The organism is Paenibacillus sp. PK1-4R, assembly GCF_030369595.1.
GTDB lineage: Bacteria > Bacillota > Bacilli > Paenibacillales > Paenibacillaceae > Paenibacillus.
Genome location: NZ_CP126535.1, coordinates 263,733 through 280,243 on the forward strand (window position 1 = coordinate 263,733; position 16,511 = coordinate 280,243).

A 16,511-nucleotide genomic window follows, 5' to 3' on the forward strand; every position below is an offset into this window, starting at 1 on the left:
TGGAGGTTTTTTTGCTTTTTTTGTAATGACTCGTGATTAATTTTCCTTGATTATCCTTCCTTTTGAATCTTGGAAGGGTTGTTGATTTTATAAGGAACCGGGTTACGTGTCAGCTTCTTCTTGATAATTTTTGCTTCAAACGTAATGACATCTCCCACTTCCAGTTCTTGTTTCTTAACGGTGGCACTGTGGCTCGACCAGGCTTCCCCAACATCGATGACGTCTGGCTCTGTAATGGTAACTGCTTCATAGATAATGACCTCATCGTCATTGTCCGAGAAGTGATTTGGTACAGTGGTGAACTCTTTGACAACGGCACTCATCTTCACTTTACCTTCGGGCAGATCAATCTTAACGGTCTTGGCTTTGCTTGCTGTTTTGGCTTTAGGTTTGGCTTCACTGGCTGCCCCGGTTTGAGGTCCAACATACTCTTCTACCAGCCCATCCGGATCACCCTTCAACCCAGAGGAGAATTCATCTGTGTCCGTGTCGTACGAATCATCCTGATCCGCCGGAATTTCATCCGGGTTAACCAGGGCACCGGGAGTTGGCGTAACATCAGCAGCGACTGGTGCGACTGTATCCGAAGTTGTCGATTCTGTGCTTTGATCTGATCCGGCTGTGCTTATACTTCTGGCATTGTAGCTGGACGCTTGCATTTCTTTCAGATACGACGGGTGAATACAATGCTTTTGTCCATTATCCAGTTGAATAACGGCTGCCATGTGATCCACATATCCAATGATGGTGCACGGCATGTTTAATCCGTTTCCTTTATAATAGAACGTTTTGAGTTTGGTTGCTTTACCCGAAAGCAAGCCCCACTCCTGACATTTCTCAATCAGTTCATCTTCGTTATCCAGCGCAATAAAATCCTGCGGTTCAATCATAAACGCGTATGTCATATGGAATTTCCGCCCTTCCAATCCATTCTTCATGTTCATCGTTTCCAAATTACAACCAGTGTATCACAAATGAGCATTTTGCATAAATCCAAACGCTAAAATCTGTATTCGGAGATGAAGATTCTCAACGCCTGCTCACAGAGGCCTATGCTATAATTTGATCAGAATGTAAGGTGAGAAGTTGCTACTATATATGTTGAACTAAAGATTATTTACACAGACACTACGATGACAGAACAACCTTCCAACCGCTGTTATCCCAAGATTTTTTCGATTCCCTTTTTCTAAAGAAAAATCCGGTGATAAACGCGAACGCTTCGCTTTCTCAGGTTTTTTCTGTCCTCTCCGTTATCGTTTAAATGGTTAGTTCAATTTATATAGCCTTGATATACATATATCAGGAAGGGAAGATTCGTATGGATAAAAAAGTAAATCATCAAGCCGTATGGCTTGCTATAGGTGTTGCCATGGGAGTCAGCATTGGTACGGCTACACAACAACTTGGACTCGGCATTGCTTTTGGTTTGGCGCTTGGCATTGTGATTGGTTCGGTGGTTAGCAAACGTGCAGGGTCAGACTCGGAACATATGCTCAGCGAACATGTCCGTGAATTGCATAAACCAGATGACTGGGAAGAAGCGCTTCATCGCTCGCAGGATCTTCCGGTGCTTATCCTGAAACACAGCACAACTTGTCCGACCAGTGCGAGAGCGTACAGAGAGTTTATGGCGTTTGTAGGCACCAATGCATCGGATCCCAAACAACCTATGGACTACCGCATCGTCAAAGTGATTGAAAATCGCTCGTTGTCCCGCTACATTGCGGAAGAGACAGAGGTTCATCATGAGTCACCACAGGTGCTTCTGCTCGATCAGGGGCAAGTTGTCAAACATACCTCCCATGGCAAAATCACGAAAAAGAGATTATTGCAGTGGGCACAGAATCCATTTGGATAAATAGTACACCTTATAGACCCATTCTTCTCAGCCCAGAGCTGAGGAGAACGGGTCTTTTTTACGCTTTTTTTACACCTGTGGAGGTATTTCTTTACCCCTTTTTTACAGCGTTTCGTATTACGATTTTACATGTAGCAGGTGCAGAGAACGGTAGAGAGAGGGAGGAAGGGCGCATGGTGAATGATGCCACGATGATTGGATTGGTTATGCTGCTGTTTGCGGTGTTTTGGGGATTTGTGAAATTCTGCGAAAAGGCTTGAGGGTAGAGAGGGGGAGCGGAATGATTGTCATCGGCATGATTGTACTCGCACTGGTGATTTATCTCGGTTATGTGCTGGTGAAGCCAGAAAAATTCTGATGCTGACGATGTACGTAATGCGGAACAAGGGAACGTCGAATAGGGAGGAAATGCGGATATGGGTATCGGTGTAGTGCAAGTAGCGGTGACGCTACTGATCATCCTATTGCTGGTGAAACCGGTGGGAAAATATATAGTGAACGTGTTCGATGGACAGCGAACGGGGCTGGATCGGGTTTTTGGTGGACCGGAGCGACTGCTCTTTCGATTGATGGGAGTACGCGAGAACGAATCCATGGGGTGGAAAAAGTACCTCACGGCCGTTCTCCTCTCCAACTTTGTAATGTTGGTATTGATGTTTCTGGTGCTGCGACTGCAAAAATGTTTACCGCTCAATCCGGATGGCATCGGCAATATGCCAGTGGCGCAGGCATTTAATACGGCCGTTTCGTTCATGACCAACACGAACTGGCAGTCGTATACGGGCGAGAACGCCCTGTCGTACCTGTCACAGATGCTGGCAGTGACGTTCCCGATGTTTACGTCGGCAGCGACGGGATTTGCAGTGGCTATTGCGTTTATTCGTGGGCTGGTAGGCCGCCGGGATGAACTGGGGAACTTTTACGTTGACCTTGTACGGTCGATTACACGTATTTTTTTACCGCTGAGTTTCATCGTGGCCCTGTTCCTCGTGTTCCAGGGTGTGCCCCAGACGCTCGCGGGAGCGGTGAACGCAACCACGCTGGAAGGTGCGCAGCAGACCATCTCACGTGGACTGGTCGCCTCACTGGAATCGATCAAACACATTGGCACCAACGGTGGTGGCTGGTTTGGAACCAATGCTGCACATCCATTTGAGAATCCGACGGCCCTGAGCAATCTGGTGCATATCGTCTGTATGATGCTGTTACCGACTGCACTGGTATACGCCTTCGGCTTGATGGTCAATAACCGGAAGCAGGGTTGGGCATTGTTCGCAGCGATGAGTTTTCTTTTCCTTGTGATGTTGACCACCGTATTTGTCTCCGAATATCGCGGTGTACCCGCGTTGGATGCAGCAGGTCTGCAGGGCAATATGGAGGGGAAAGAGGTCAGGTTTGGCATACCCGAATCGGCTTTATTCACGGCAGTCACGACAGCGGCCACTACAGGTTCTGTCAACAATATGCATGAGTCGCTTACTCCACTTGGAGGCATGGTATCACTGGCTCAGATGATGCTTAATAACGTGTTTGGTGGCAAAGGGGTAGGACTGATCAACGGACTGTTGTATGTGATTCTGGCTGTGTTTATCTGTGGATTGATGGTGGGACGAACACCTGAGTTCCTGGGCAAAAAAATTGAGGGCAAAGAAGTGAAGCTCGCATCCATCGCCTTGCTCATTCATCCTTTGATTATTCTGGCGCCAACGGCAATCGCGCTTATGCGGCCCGAAGCTATTGCGTCCATCTCGAACGGGGGCATGCATGGCCTGACCGAAGTTCTCTATGCTTTTGCCTCGGGTGCAGCCAATAATGGATCGGCCTTTGCCGGACTGAATGCCAATACAGACTTTTACAACATCGCGATTGGTATCGTTATGCTGCTGGGAAGGTACGTTTCGATGATCGCCATGCTGGCTATTGCGGGTTCACTCGCTACGAAACGGGTTGTACCGGTAACCACGGGCACCTTGCGGACACACACACCTCTCTTTGCTGGGATTCTGGTCATGATGATCGTTGTTGTCGGCGCACTCACATTCTTCCCATCGCTTGCCCTTGGACCGATCGCAGAACACTTGGCAATGATTCAATGAGGGAAATGACAGGGGAGCAACAGAGGAATTGGTATAAGGACGTAACGTACGGAGGTGGCGGTGCATGATGAATGCAGTCGAACGAAAGAAGGAGCAGACGATGCAACATATGGATACAGAAATGTTTAGTACGAAGGGCAATGAGCCGGATAACAACCGAGGTAATATTCAACGTGATCCCGGATCAAAACGGTCTTTAAGCAAGGAGATGATACTTCAGGCTTCGCTGGATGCGTTCAAGAAGCTAAATCCGGTGGTCATGATCAAAAATCCGGTTATGTTTATTGTTGAGATTGGCACATTCATTACGCTCTTATTATGCATTAATCCCGATCTCTTCACCGCATCCGAGGCTGGACGCGGGTACAACATTGCCGTATTTTTCATTTTGCTGTTCACGCTGCTGTTCGCTAACTTCGCGGAGGCACTTGCAGAAGGGAGAGGCAAGGCCCAGGCGGATACGTTACGCAAGACGAAGTCGGACACCATGGCCAATCTGGTGCAGAAGGATGGAACAATCCGGCAAGTGTCTTCGACCCAGTTGAAAAAAGGCGATATGGTCCGTGTGGAAGTCGGTGAACTGATCCCGACGGACGGTGAGATTGTGGAAGGCTTGGCCTCCATTGATGAATCGGCCATTACGGGAGAATCCGCCCCGGTTATCAAGGAGGCAGGAGGCGATTTCTCTTCCGTTACCGGGGGGACACGTGTCGTGTCCGATTACATCGTCATGCGTGTTCAGACGGATCCGGGTGAGTCATTCCTTGACCGGATGATCTCTCTGGTTGAGGGTGCTCAGCGCCAGAAAACACCTAATGAAATCGCGCTGACAACCCTGCTCGCCGTATTAACTCTGATCTTTCTGATTGTCATACTCACGATGGTTCCAATGGCAAATTACCTGGGTATTCGACTAGATCTGGCGACATTGATCGCACTTCTCGTCTGCTTGATCCCCACCACAATTGGTGGATTGCTGTCCGCTATTGGTATTGCCGGGATGGACCGGGTTACGCAGTTCAATGTGCTCGCCATGTCAGGTAAAGCGGTGGAAGCGGCCGGGGATATTGATACATTGATTCTGGACAAAACAGGAACGATCACATACGGAAATCGCATGGCATCTGAGTTTATTCCCGTTCTGGGCATTACTTCGTCAGAGATGACGCAAGCTGCTTTACAAGCTTCTGTGCGAGATGAGACCCCGGAAGGACGTTCTGTGGTGGAACTGGCAGGCAAACAAGGTCAGAGCTGGGCTGAGACAGAGTATGCTAATGCGGAAAATGTGGAATTCACGGCAGAGACACGGATGTCCGGTCTGAATCTGAGCAGCGGAATGAAAATCCGCAAAGGTGCGGTGGATGCGATCAAAAGATATATTGCTTCCGAAGGAGGCCGTATACCGGGTGATCTGGATGAGATTGCAAATCGAATTGCGAAGGCTGGAGGCACGCCGCTTGCTGTGGCCATCGATGAACGAATCTACGGTGTGATCTATCTGAAAGACACTGTGAAGCCAGGGCTAAAAGAGAAGTTCGCCGAGATGCGCGCCATGGGTATCAAGACCATTATGTGTACAGGTGACAATCCGTTAACCGCAGCGACCATAGCGCTGGAAGCGGGCGTGGATGATTTTATTGCTGAAGCGAAGCCCGAGGACAAGATTGCTGCAATCAAAAAAGAGCAGCAGGAGGGTAAACTCGTCGCCATGACAGGCGACGGTACCAACGATGCTCCTGCTCTGGCGCAGGCTGATGTTGGCCTGGCGATGAATTCGGGCACCATGGCGGCCAAAGAAGCGGCCAACATGATTGACTTGGATTCGGACCCGACCAAGTTATTGTCGGTGGTCTCCATTGGCAAGCAGCTGCTGATTACACGCGGCGCACTTACCACCTTTTCGATATCCAATGATATCGCGAAATATTTTGCCATCATTCCAGCCATGTTCATTCTCGCCATGCCGCAGCTTCAGGCGCTGAATATTATGAATCTGGCTTCACCGCAGTCTGCAATCCTGTCGGCGCTGATCTTCAACGCCATTATTATTCCGCTGCTTATTCCCATTGCGATGAAAGGGGTTAAGTACCGGGCGATGTCAGCCGAGAGGCTGCTTGGCCGCAATGTGTTCATCTATGGCGTAGGTGGTGTGATTGTACCTTTTATCGGAATTAAGCTGATTGACATGGTTCTGTCGGGAATTCTTTAACGAGATAACAACGCTTATCAAAATTGTTCTTTTATCCTAATGAATTCAGGAAGTGATCTGTATGAACATGTTCTTACCCGCCATAAGGCTATCTGTTGTGCTTATGCTGATATGCGGCTTAATCTACCCGCTTGTAACAACTGGTGTAGCCCAACTTCTCTTTCCTGCGCAGGCGAATGGCAGTCTGATTACGCAAGATGAGAAAATCATCGGCTCGTCACTGCTGGCGCAGGAAATCCAATCGCCAGGGCTGTTCCAGCCCCGGGCATCAAATGCCGGTTATGACCCAACGGCTTCAGCCGGTTCAAATCGCGCTGTAGCTTCGGAGGAATATATCGGCGAGATGAAGGAAAAGATGGCTCAGCTCCAGCAGGAAAACCCGGGATTGAAGCAGATCCCCGCTGATCTCGTGACGGGTTCAGGCTCTGGACTTGATCCGGATCTCTCTCCCGAAGCCGCTGAGGCACAGATCCCACGTATTAGCGAAGCTACGGGGCTTAGTGAACAGCAGCTTGTGCAACTTGTAGATGAGCATATGGAAGGTCGTCAGATGGGTATATTCGGGGAACCGCGTGTGAATGTAACGGCTCTGAATCTGGCGCTGATAGCAGAAATGAACTAATGAACGAACATATTAGCCTGCTCGCGATATATCGGGAGGGGCTTTCTCCATTTTTTTCATCCTATTTTTAAAGGAAAGGGGGAGAGGGACGGATGGAAGAAAGCTTCAAGCGCAAGTCACCGGAAGAGATGTTGAAGATGATTACGAAGCTGCAGCAGGGTACGCTCAAAATCTACATCGGCCCAGTCAGCGGATCGGGCAAAACGTATCACATGTTACGAGAAGGGAATACGTTGCGTGAGCAGGGCATTGATGTGGTCATCTGCGCCGTCTCCACAATGCGCAGACCGGAAACGGTGGAGCAGCTTGGCGCACTCGAACGGATTCCAAGCATTCACTGGTTACGCGAGAGTGATGATGTAGAGATGAAGGATCTGAACCTGGATGCACTGTTGGCGCGTAATCCGGAGGTTGTGCTGGTGGATGGTTTGGCACATCGCAACAGAGAAGATGCTCGGTATGCTACCCGGCTGGAGGACATTCAGTTTTTGCTCCGAAACAACATCAGTGTCATGACAACGGTGAATGTGTATGAGCTTGAAGGGTATACCGAGCTGGCCCGGCAGCTCACCGGTATCACAGTAGAACATACGGTACCTGCGGATACACTGGAACTTGCGGATGAAGTCAAGCTGATTGACGTCACGCCGGAAACCATACTGAGCCGTCTGGCAGAAGGTCATCTGAAGGGGCATGAGGGAGAAGCTGTATTTCGTCAAGGTAATCTGGGTATTCTGCGCGAACTGGCACTGAGATTGGTGGCAGAAGGGGTGAATGAATCCCTGCGCGAGCATCGGGAGGAGATGGGAATTACCGTCACAACAGGCATCATGGAACGGATTCTGGTGTCCACGCAATATCATTGGAACGGCTCCATCTATATCCGGCGTGGACAACAGATTGCCAAACGGTTGAATGGTGATCTGTGCGCTGTGGTTTTTCGGAATATGAAGCAGCCATTAACCAAGGAGGCAACCGTATTTCGGCGGAATATGATCAAACTGGTGGAGAAGTTTGGTGGCCATATGGAGGAGCTGTCTATATTACACCGTCGCAACATCCCGTCTACACTGGCGCGTTATGCCATGGAGCACCAGATTACCCGGATTGTGATGGGGCACTCCCGGCGTACGCGCTGGCAGGAATTGTGGCAAGGGTCCGTTGTTAACTCGCTGCTACGCAGATTACGTGGTGTGGATCTCTTTCTGGTTGCTGATCGAGCGGCCAGGGAGGGTGAACGTGTAGTTCCGGCCAAGGTAAACGAGGTGGAGTCACTGACATACCGCAGACTAAGCGAGCAGGAAATGAAGGAACAGATTGGCCAGATTCAGCGGGGCACATTCAAAATATATATCGGAGCCGCACCAGGTGTAGGCAAAACCTACATGATGCTGCGAGAAGGCAATGATTTGCTCCGTAAGGGCATCGATGTGCAAATCGGCTTGCTGGAGACACATGGGAGGGCAGAAACCGTGGAGCAGATGGGTCACCTGTCTGTGATCCCTCGCGCGAAGCGCGATTATCAGGGAACTCGTCTGGAAGAGATGGACACGGAGGCCATTCTGCATCTTTGCCCAGAAGTGGTGCTTGTGGATGAACTGGCGCATACGAATGTACCCGGGAGTGTCCGGCAAAAGCGTTATGAAGATGTCCTGCTCCTGCTGAATGCAGGCATCTCGGTGATTACCACAATGAACGTACAGCATCTCGAAAGTCTGAATGATGCCGTTGAACATATTACCGGTGTTCGTGTCCGCGAGACCGTACCGGATCGGATCATTCAGATGGCGGATGAGGTGCAGCTGATTGATGTGGCACCCCAAGCCTTGCGGCAGCGCATGAGGGAGGGTAAAATCTATGCAACTGCCAAGGTCGAGCAAGCCCTTGCGAATTTCTTCAAAATTGGCAATCTGATTGCCTTGCGAGAACTTGCTCTGCGCGAGCTGGCGGACGATGTCGATGAACGGCTTGAAGCACAGCAGGCCAAAATTGCACTTCGAGGACCTTGGCGCAGACAGGAAGCGGTCTTTGTATGTGTAAGCAGTGATCGTCATGCCGAGCGGCTGATCCGGCGTGGATTCCGTATGGCTTATCGTCTAAAAGCCATCTGGCATGTACACCATATCCACATCGGTGAGTCCATGAGTGACGAAGTGAAGTGCCATCTGGAAGCGTTGGAGCAGCTGACGATTCGGCTTGGTGGTCAATTTCATATTCATCACAGTCCAAGGCTGCGCGATGTACCTGAGATTTTGGCAAGAAAGGCATCGGAGGCGAGAGCAACCCAGTTGGTAGTCGGGCAGGCAAGACGGGTGTGGTGGCTGAATGGCTACCGCGGCTCAGGATCGGTGGTCAACCGACTTGTACGCTTGTCGCGGCATCTGGATGTATTGATCGTTGCAGATTACGATTATGAACTGAGCGGGATGTGAATGGATATTGTCTGAACGAATAAAAAAAGAAACACTGCCATCCCATGGGAAACGGATTCCGGCATATGTATGGGTGACCCTTGGGGTGACGCTGCTAACTTTGCTGCTTCATGCCATCGGCATGAGCGGTGATCTGGTTAACGTAGCGCTTGTATACCTGTTTCCCGTACTGGTGAGTGCCGTGTATTGGGGAATGGGGCCAGCTGTATATGCCGCCAGTTTTAGCGTCATTATGTTTGACTTCTTTTTTGTACCGCCGTATTTGAGCTTTACGGTTGAAGACTTGAGGTATCTCATTTCCTTTGTCGTGTATCTTGCGGTGGCGATCCTGACAGCGAGTCTTGCAGGTCGATTGCGACAACAACTGGAGATGGTAAAAGCACGCGAGGCCACGACTAACTCCCTGTACGCATTGAGTCGTCAGATGACAGCCATTACGGATCTGAATACGTTGCTGGTTAACATTGCAACCCAAGTATCGCTTACCCTGGGTAAGCCGGCGGCTGTGTATCTTCCGGATGGACAGGGGGATTTGCTGGTTACAAGCTCTTCCGCATCCACACCCGCATCAGAAGGGGAAAAGGATGGCTGGGGAGATGGGGAGTCGGAGATTGCCATTGCCAAATGGGTATATCATCACGGACAGGTCGCTGGTAAAGGATCATCCACTTTGCGGGAATCTCTCGGGCTATATGTACCGCTACGCACAGAGGAGCAGGTTCATGGCGTGCTCGCCGTGAGCATGGACGCTGGTGAGATTCATGAGCAGCAAGAACAGCTTCGTCTGTTGGAGGCATGTGGTGGGCTGGCCGCAGGTGCCATTGCCCGAGTGAAGCTGGCTGAAGAGGCCCGATTGGCGCAGATCACTGCTGAATCGGAGCGCATACGCACAGCACTGCTGGATTCCGTCTCCCATGAACTGCGTACTCCCCTAACTGCCATTATCGGCTCGGCTACGGGATTGTTGGAGAATGATACGCTTTTTACACCCGAGGATCGGAGAGAATTAACAGGCAACATTCGGGATGGGGCCATGCGTATGAATCGTCTCGTCACGAATCTGTTGGGTATGGTTCGGCTGGAGAGCGGCATGTTGCAACTGAACCGGAAATGGTGTGACGTGGGAGACATCATTAGCGTTGTACTGACACAAGTTCGGGGATTCAGTCCGCATCGCAACATTCAAGTTGACCTGCCTGATGACCCTGCCTTTATCTACGGAGATGAAGTATTGCTGGAGCAGGTGCTGGTCAATATCGTCAGCAACGCCATCAAATATTCGCCTGATGAGAGCCAGATTGTCATCACTGTGGCAAGCGATAAGAGTACAGATCAATTGACGATCTGGGTAGCTGATCAAGGCATAGGTATACCGGAAGCGGAAAGATTGCGTATATTTGATAAGTTCTATCGCTCAGAGTCGACTCAGCATGTCACAGGAACGGGACTTGGTCTGGCAATCTGCAAAGGCGTTGTGGAAGTCCACGGAGGTACCATTGTGGCAGAGCCGAATCCGGGCGGGGGAACGAGAATGCGTATAGATATCCCCATGGAGGCTCACGGATCGCCGTTTTCCTATTCAGAACAAGGAAAGGTTGAAGAATAACATGAACGCAACACTAGGGGCTCGCATACTGGTGATCGATGATGAGCCGCAGATTCGCAAATTGCTCAAGGTCACCCTTCAGGCACACCAATTCGAACTTCACGAGTGTGGAGATGGCGAAGAGGGCGTTATTCAGGCCAGTATTGTACATCCGGATCTGATCATCCTCGATCTTGGTTTGCCGGGCATGTCTGGCATGGAGGTCCTTCGCCGGATTCGCGAATGGTCGCAAGTGCCGATTATAGTGCTGACAGCGAAGGATCAGGAGGGAGACAAAATTGCCGCGTTGGATGGAGGTGCAGATGATTATGTGACCAAACCATTCGGAATGGGTGAGTTGGTCGCCCGTATTCGGGTGGCGCTGCGTCATGTAGCCAAAACGACGGATGAGCCGATACTGCGATTTGGATCACTCACGATTGATCTGGCCCAAAGGCAGGTCGAACTGGAGGGGGCTTTGGTCAAATTAACCCCAACGGAATATGAGATGCTGAAGGTGCTTGCCTCCAATGCAGGGAAAATCATCACTCAGCGCCAGCTTTTGCAGCAAGTATGGGGGGGGCATCATCATGAGTCCGACAGCCATTATCTTCGGGTATATGTGGGACATCTGCGTAAAAAATTAAATGAAGATCCAACGAATCCGCGATATATTCAGACGGAGCCTGGCATTGGTTATCGCTTTTTGCTCCCTGCCGAGTAAGGTTCAACGCAGAGGGACATTTCTTAACAATAATGTGATGCACGCTTCAGCGGGTGAGCACTATGGAACGAACAAAACACCGTCCCCTTTAGCTGCAAAGGAAACGGTGCTTTTATATTATGACGTGTATTTTGGCAACCAGTCGCCGTGAGCTTCAATCAACTCATCACACATCGCTACGATGTCATCGATAGACAGTTCGGCAGCCGTGTGTGGGTCAAGCATGGCAGCATGATAGATATGTTCTTTTTTACCAGTGATTGCCGCTTCAATTGTCAGCAGTTGCGTGTTGATGTTTGTCCGGTTCAATGCCGCGAGTTGTGGAGGCAGATCCCCAATGTACGTAGGGCTTATTCCTGATCCATCCACCATACAAGGTACCTCGACACATGCTTCACGCGGCAGGTTCGTAATCAGTCCGTTGTTCATGACGTTGCCGCCAATCTTGTACGGGTTATTCGTCTCCATCGCTTCGATAATATGCGATGCGTATTCACGGCTGCGGGTATGTTCAATATTTTCGCTGGCAAACAGCTTGGTACGCATTTCTTTCCAGCCCTCAATCTGGTTCACACAGCGGCGTGGATACTCATCCAGTGGAATGTTGAAGCGTTCAATCAGCTCCGGGTAATTCCGCTTGATGAAGTAAGGGTGGTACTCGGCATTGTGTTCGGAGGATTCCGTTACATAATAGCCAAAACGCTGCATCAACTCAAAACGAACCATGTCGTCATGCTGTTCTTTCTGTTTTTCCTTCGCCAAACGTTTAATCTCGGGGTACAGATCCTGCCCGTCTTTGGTAACTTCGAGTAGCCACGCCATGTGGTTGATCCCTGCAATCTTCGCCACAACACCTGTCTGATCGATCCCCAGTGCATCAAACAGATGCGGTACACATACCTGTACACTATGACACAATCCTACGGTTTTGATCCCACCATGTACGTTCATGACGTTGGTAAGCACAGCCATCGGGTTAGTGTAGTTCAGGAACCACGCATCCGGACATACTTCCTGCATATCTCGGGCGAAATCCAGCATAACCGGAATCGTACGCAGATTACGGAAAATTCCGCCAATACCGAGTGTATCTGCAATTGTTTGACGCAATCCGTATTTCTTCGGAATTTCGAAGTCCGTAATGGTACATGGATCATATCCACCGACCTGGATGGCGTTGATGACATATTTGGCCCCGCGCAGCGCTTCTTTGCGGTCATGATATACTTTCACGACGCAACGACTTCCGAGTGAACGGGCCAGACTGGTCAGCAAACGCTCTGAATCGCTCAAACGTTCAGCATCGATATCAAACAATGCCAATTCAAAATCCTGCAGTGCTTCGGTCATCATGACATCACCCAATACATTTTTAACAAAGACGGTGCTGCCTGCACCGAGAAAAGTAATTTTGTTCATCTTAAGTTCAGCCTCCCTGAAAAATGTTGTACCCCAACTATAGGCCGATTCGGCACATATAACTATGGCTCAACCCCTTTCAAACATGTCATAATCCCATTTTTGTTCCCGCTTTCAACTAATATGGAAGCACTTTAGCTGTTATAATATAAATGGACTAAATGAAGAGGTAAGCGGAACGAAGTCAGGATGGAGGGCGAAAAATGAGTCGCATTGAGATGAATGTGGTTCCCGCAGGCTGGACACAGATGGAGCTGATGTTGTTGTTTTTTGGGTGGGAGGCATGTGACCCTGCGCATTATTGGGGACCGGGTGTACGTGATTCTTACATTGTGCACTACATCCATGAAGGACGGGGCACCGTGTACATGGGGGATCAGGAATACAAACTTAGCGAGGGACAGGGTTTTGTCATTCTCCCGGACACACTTATTCATTATGAGGCAGATCCGCAGGAGCCCTGGACGTATTCGTGGTTTGGTTTTAAAGGCGTACAAGCCAAAGCATTCATGCAACGTGCCCAATTAAGCCCGGAGCGTCCGATATATGATGCCCAGGATACAAATACGATGGAACAGTTGTATACGGAGTTGGTCCAGGCTTCTACGCGTCCAGGAGGCGATGTGATGAATCAGAGTCTCTTGTATCGCTTGGTGGCAGAATTAATCTCTTCTTCGCCTGTGAAGGAAGAAATAGGGCAACTCCTTTCGAACAAAGAGACGTACATCCGGCAGGCGGTGCAGTTTATGGAGAACAGGTACAGCCAGCGAACTTCCATTCTGGATATTGCCCAAGCTGTGGGGCTGGATCGCACGTATCTATCGGGATTGTTCAAAGAGCGATATGGCATGTCGCTACAGTCCTTTTTCCTGGAGTACCGTATGAATCGGGCTGCCGAACTTCTTCAGAATCCAGGGCTGTCGGTCAGTGAAGTGGCACATTCGGTTGGCTATACGGACCCATTATTGTTTTCCAAGATGTTCAAGCGAGTGACGGGTGTGTCTCCGAAGGGTTCGAGAAATCGAGATTAGACGTATTTCAGTGTTTCAAATTTGAAAGAAAAGTTTTGATCATTATCGTCGTCCCGCTATTCTGATACAGAAGTGTAATTGAATATGTGGAACTTGGTGCTTTGCCCGTCAGGGTGGAAGCTTAATAGGGAAGTCCGGTGTGATACCGGCGCGGTCCCGCCACTGTAACAGAGGAGTCAAGTAGCGATAATCCACTGCTTTAAGCCGGGAAGGAGCTGCAAGTGACGATGATTCTGGAGCCAGGAGACCTGCCAGGTTTAACAAACACAGTAGTACCCTACGGGAGATAGGAAGGTGTTTAGAGAGCATGATTTTTTCTGAAAATCTGTTTATTTAAGGCGTCTTCATCCAGTAACACGGAGAGAGACGCCTTTTTTGATAGAATTTATAAGTGCTCAGCGGAGCTGTGGACGAAGAACATCATGGATATCATCATTTTTCTCATGAATTTTACTCCTCTCAATTGTGAATTTCTCTCCTTGATATGTACTTTTCAGGCCCTCGAAAAAAAACAAAAAAGGCCACGAATCCGCAGATTCATAGCCTTATGCTTTAAGGTCTCCAACATACGTAGTTCCATCAATAATCAATAAATCAAGAATACTCGATTTCCAAACATTTGAAAAGCACATATTCTTCTTACTCCAAATAAAGTCAGGCTATCGGTGTTCCATTAGGTAATGGGCTATCCGGTGAGAGCAAGACAACATCGCCTTCACCAGGCACGCCGCCCAGCACAAGTACTTCAGAGACAAAACCGGCAATCCGCCGGGGTGGAAAATTAACTACAGCAACGACCTGTTTGCCAATGATCATGTCAGGCGTGTATCGCTGAGTAATCTGAGCACTAGAGCGCTTAAGACCAAGTGGTCCGAAGTCGATCGTCATTTTAATAGCGGGTATGCGAGCCTTGGGGAAGGGTTCGGCTTCCACCACGGTACCAACCCGGATGTCATGCTGCATGAACTCTTCAAAAGTAGCCATAGGGGTAGATCTCCTTTCAACTATTGGGGACTATTATAAATGAAAAATCAACAAAAAATCCAGATTACGCTGTATCGTAACCTGGATTTCTGTTGTGTTGCTTTGAAACAAACTAAGCGCCGTTCCAATTTTCCCCGGTGAGGTATTTCTCGGTGAGGATGGATAACATCTGAATACCTACTTCATTATGTCCGCCTTCTGGAATAATGATATCAGCATACTTTTTGGATGGCTCGATAAAAGCATCGTGCATTGGTTTTACCGTTTCGAGATATTGTTTGTATACGGATTGGATCGTGCGTCCGCGCTCTTCAATATCCCGCAGGACTCTCCTTAGAATCCGAACATCAGAATCAGTATCAACAAATACTTTGATGTCCATCAGACTGCGAAGATGTTCATCAATCAGCACATGCAATCCTTCTACAATGACAATATGGTTCGGTGCCAGTTCAACCGTCTCATTGGCAGCACGGTTATCTATGGTGAAGTCATATACGGGAGCATACGCCGCTTGGCCTTTTTTCAACAGGGTGAGATGCTCAATCAACAGATCATTATCGAATGCAAACGGGTGATCGTAATTGGTGAGTCGGCGTTGCTCAGGTGTGAGCTGCGACTGGTCTTTGTAATAATTGTCTTGGGATATAAAAGTAACTTTAGCTGATCCCAGACGGTCTATGACGGAGCGAGCTACCGTCGTTTTACCGGAGCCGGTTCCTCCGGCGATACCAATAATGAGCATGGTTGTTCCATAAGCCTCCCTAAAATGGCAGCATGATGAATGGATAAAAGCCCATCAGAAATCCTTCGTTCATGGCCTTTATCCACATGTCTGTCTCTGAATACACAATTCTTTCATTGTACCATAGCACACGACTTTTTTCATCTTGGTGTATGGACCATGTTTTGCCTTCAAGGGGGTTATGCATGCTAATATTCATTTTACTGTATATCTTTGGATGATACTCCCCGTGGTGACTCCCGCAGCGTCATGAGGCGCTGTCCGATGGAACTTTTTGTGAACAGATTTAGGATGACAAAACCAAGTACACTTCCCGTTGTATTGGCTATTATATCGTTCAGATCAGTACTGCGACCGTTGCCCAAGGTTACTCGGAGCAGCAACTGTGTTATTTCAATGAGGATACTTACAGCCAATCCCGCTAATGCTGCTGTTCGCTTCGAATGAATCCAAGGCTTTATGAAAGGAAGCATGAACCCCAGTGGCATAAACAGCACGATGTTTAGGAGAAAGCTAGGTGCATCCGCGGTCAGGAGCGGAATCCATTGAATGCTTTGATGCCATGGAGTCTGATTGGCATAGATTCCGATGTTCACGTCGATAGGGAAGAATACAAAATGCATAACGCCCAACATATATATGGCAAATGCGAGCATCGACACATACTGTCTGATCGTGTACCTGGTTTTACTCACCCTGGCGTGGAGCATCAGGGCGAGCAGGACCAGAACGAATAATGGGCCAAGTACGATGGGAGATGAGATTGAATATTGGATGAACATGGAATGGCTCCTTCATAAGGA

General features: G+C 49.1%; 14 protein-coding genes and 1 riboswitch. Of the genes, 9 read left to right on the forward strand and 5 right to left on the reverse strand.

Features of this window, described 5'->3' with window-relative positions; genetic code table 11:
* Window positions 1–50: 50 nt before the first annotated feature.
* Window positions 51–905, reverse strand: a complete 855-nt coding sequence (locus QNO02_RS01210) for a hypothetical protein (RefSeq protein ID WP_091038758.1) — start codon at window positions 903–905, stop codon at window positions 51–53.
* Between the two features lie 416 nt (window positions 906–1,321).
* Here QNO02_RS01210 and ytxJ point away from each other — a divergent pair, with 416 nt between their 5' ends.
* From ytxJ to QNO02_RS01245, 8 genes are all read left to right on the forward strand, one after another.
* Window positions 1,322–1,861: a bacillithiol system redox-active protein YtxJ gene (gene ytxJ, locus QNO02_RS01215; RefSeq protein WP_289390868.1), complete on the forward strand. Its 540-nt coding sequence runs from the start codon at window positions 1,322–1,324 to the stop codon at window positions 1,859–1,861.
* A gap of 295 nt (window positions 1,862–2,156) precedes the next feature.
* A complete protein-coding gene (locus QNO02_RS30255; RefSeq protein WP_353884092.1) occupies window positions 2,157–2,219 on the forward strand; it encodes a potassium-transporting ATPase subunit F in 63 nt (20 codons plus the stop codon).
* Window positions 2,220–2,277: 58 nt separating this feature from the next.
* Window positions 2,278–3,957, forward strand: a complete 1,680-nt coding sequence (gene kdpA / locus QNO02_RS01220) for a potassium-transporting ATPase subunit KdpA (RefSeq protein WP_502921847.1) — start codon at window positions 2,278–2,280, stop codon at window positions 3,955–3,957.
* A 208-nt stretch (window positions 3,958–4,165) separates the two neighbouring features.
* The gene (gene kdpB / locus QNO02_RS01225) at window positions 4,166–6,166 is read left to right on the forward strand and encodes a potassium-transporting ATPase subunit KdpB (protein WP_289392650.1); all 2,001 of its coding nucleotides are present in this window, start codon (window positions 4,166–4,168) and stop codon (window positions 6,164–6,166) included.
* A gap of 61 nt (window positions 6,167–6,227) precedes the next feature.
* Entirely contained in the window at window positions 6,228–6,788 is a 561-nt protein-coding gene (gene kdpC / locus QNO02_RS01230) for a potassium-transporting ATPase subunit KdpC (protein ID WP_091038712.1), read from the forward strand.
* 92 nt (window positions 6,789–6,880) lie between these two features.
* On the forward strand, window positions 6,881–9,220 hold the full coding sequence (locus tag QNO02_RS01235; RefSeq protein WP_289390869.1) for a histidine kinase: 2,340 nt from the start codon (window positions 6,881–6,883) through the stop codon (window positions 9,218–9,220).
* 7 nt (window positions 9,221–9,227) lie between these two features.
* The gene (locus QNO02_RS01240; protein WP_289390870.1) at window positions 9,228–10,826 is read left to right on the forward strand and encodes an ATP-binding protein; all 1,599 of its coding nucleotides are present in this window, start codon (window positions 9,228–9,230) and stop codon (window positions 10,824–10,826) included.
* 1 nt (window position 10,827) lies between these two features.
* Window positions 10,828–11,529 carry a response regulator gene (locus QNO02_RS01245; RefSeq protein ID WP_133387238.1) on the forward strand — a complete coding sequence of 234 codons (702 nt, stop codon included), beginning with the start codon at window positions 10,828–10,830 and terminating at the stop codon, window positions 11,527–11,529.
* A 117-nt stretch (window positions 11,530–11,646) separates the two neighbouring features.
* Here the strand turns inward: QNO02_RS01245 and QNO02_RS01250 are convergent, their stop codons facing one another.
* The gene (locus QNO02_RS01250) at window positions 11,647–12,948 is read right to left on the reverse strand and encodes an alpha-glucosidase/alpha-galactosidase (RefSeq protein ID WP_289390871.1); all 1,302 of its coding nucleotides are present in this window, start codon (window positions 12,946–12,948) and stop codon (window positions 11,647–11,649) included.
* A gap of 203 nt (window positions 12,949–13,151) precedes the next feature.
* Here QNO02_RS01250 and QNO02_RS01255 point away from each other — a divergent pair, with 203 nt between their 5' ends.
* Window positions 13,152–13,979, forward strand: coding sequence for an AraC family transcriptional regulator (locus QNO02_RS01255; protein ID WP_133387237.1), 828 nt, complete (start codon window positions 13,152–13,154; stop codon window positions 13,977–13,979).
* 77 nt (window positions 13,980–14,056) lie between these two features.
* Window positions 14,057–14,249: riboswitch (cobalamin riboswitch) on the forward strand.
* A gap of 384 nt (window positions 14,250–14,633) precedes the next feature.
* Here the strand turns inward: QNO02_RS01255 and csaA are convergent.
* The 3 genes from csaA to QNO02_RS01270 all read right to left on the reverse strand — a co-directional run bounded on the left by csaA (window position 14,634) and on the right by QNO02_RS01270 (window position 16,490).
* A complete protein-coding gene (gene csaA / locus QNO02_RS01260) occupies window positions 14,634–14,963 on the reverse strand; it encodes a chaperone CsaA (RefSeq protein ID WP_047841512.1) in 330 nt (109 codons plus the stop codon).
* 112 nt (window positions 14,964–15,075) lie between these two features.
* Window positions 15,076–15,708, reverse strand: a complete 633-nt coding sequence (udk, locus tag QNO02_RS01265) for a uridine kinase (RefSeq protein ID WP_036616377.1) — start codon at window positions 15,706–15,708, stop codon at window positions 15,076–15,078.
* Window positions 15,709–15,908: 200 nt separating this feature from the next.
* Window positions 15,909–16,490 (reverse strand): VanZ family protein, encoded by a 582-nt coding sequence (locus tag QNO02_RS01270; protein WP_289390872.1) that lies wholly within the window; start codon window positions 16,488–16,490, stop codon window positions 15,909–15,911.
* Between the last annotated feature and the right edge of the window lie 21 nt (window positions 16,491–16,511).

What these genes read in the sequence shown, in the direction of transcription:
- QNO02_RS01210 (WP_091038758.1), bottom strand. Translation starts at nt 905, where the DNA reads ATGACATACGCGTTTATGATTGAACCGCAGGATTTTATTGCGCTGGAT.
- ytxJ (WP_289390868.1), top strand. Translation starts at nt 1,322, where the DNA reads ATGGATAAAAAAGTAAATCATCAAGCCGTATGGCTTGCTATAGGTGTT.
- kdpA (WP_502921847.1), top strand. Translation starts at nt 2,278, where the DNA reads ATGGGTATCGGTGTAGTGCAAGTAGCGGTGACGCTACTGATCATCCTA.
- kdpB (WP_289392650.1), top strand. Translation starts at nt 4,166, where the DNA reads ATGATACTTCAGGCTTCGCTGGATGCGTTCAAGAAGCTAAATCCGGTG.
- kdpC (WP_091038712.1), top strand. Translation starts at nt 6,228, where the DNA reads ATGAACATGTTCTTACCCGCCATAAGGCTATCTGTTGTGCTTATGCTG.
- QNO02_RS01235 (WP_289390869.1), top strand. Translation starts at nt 6,881, where the DNA reads ATGGAAGAAAGCTTCAAGCGCAAGTCACCGGAAGAGATGTTGAAGATG.
- QNO02_RS01245 (WP_133387238.1), top strand. Translation starts at nt 10,828, where the DNA reads ATGAACGCAACACTAGGGGCTCGCATACTGGTGATCGATGATGAGCCG.
- QNO02_RS01250 (WP_289390871.1), bottom strand. Translation starts at nt 12,948, where the DNA reads ATGAACAAAATTACTTTTCTCGGTGCAGGCAGCACCGTCTTTGTTAAA.
- QNO02_RS01255 (WP_133387237.1), top strand. Translation starts at nt 13,152, where the DNA reads ATGAGTCGCATTGAGATGAATGTGGTTCCCGCAGGCTGGACACAGATG.
- csaA (WP_047841512.1), bottom strand. Translation starts at nt 14,963, where the DNA reads ATGGCTACTTTTGAAGAGTTCATGCAGCATGACATCCGGGTTGGTACC.
- udk (WP_036616377.1), bottom strand. Translation starts at nt 15,708, where the DNA reads ATGCTCATTATTGGTATCGCCGGAGGAACCGGCTCCGGTAAAACGACG.
- QNO02_RS01270 (WP_289390872.1), bottom strand. Translation starts at nt 16,490, where the DNA reads ATGTTCATCCAATATTCAATCTCATCTCCCATCGTACTTGGCCCATTA.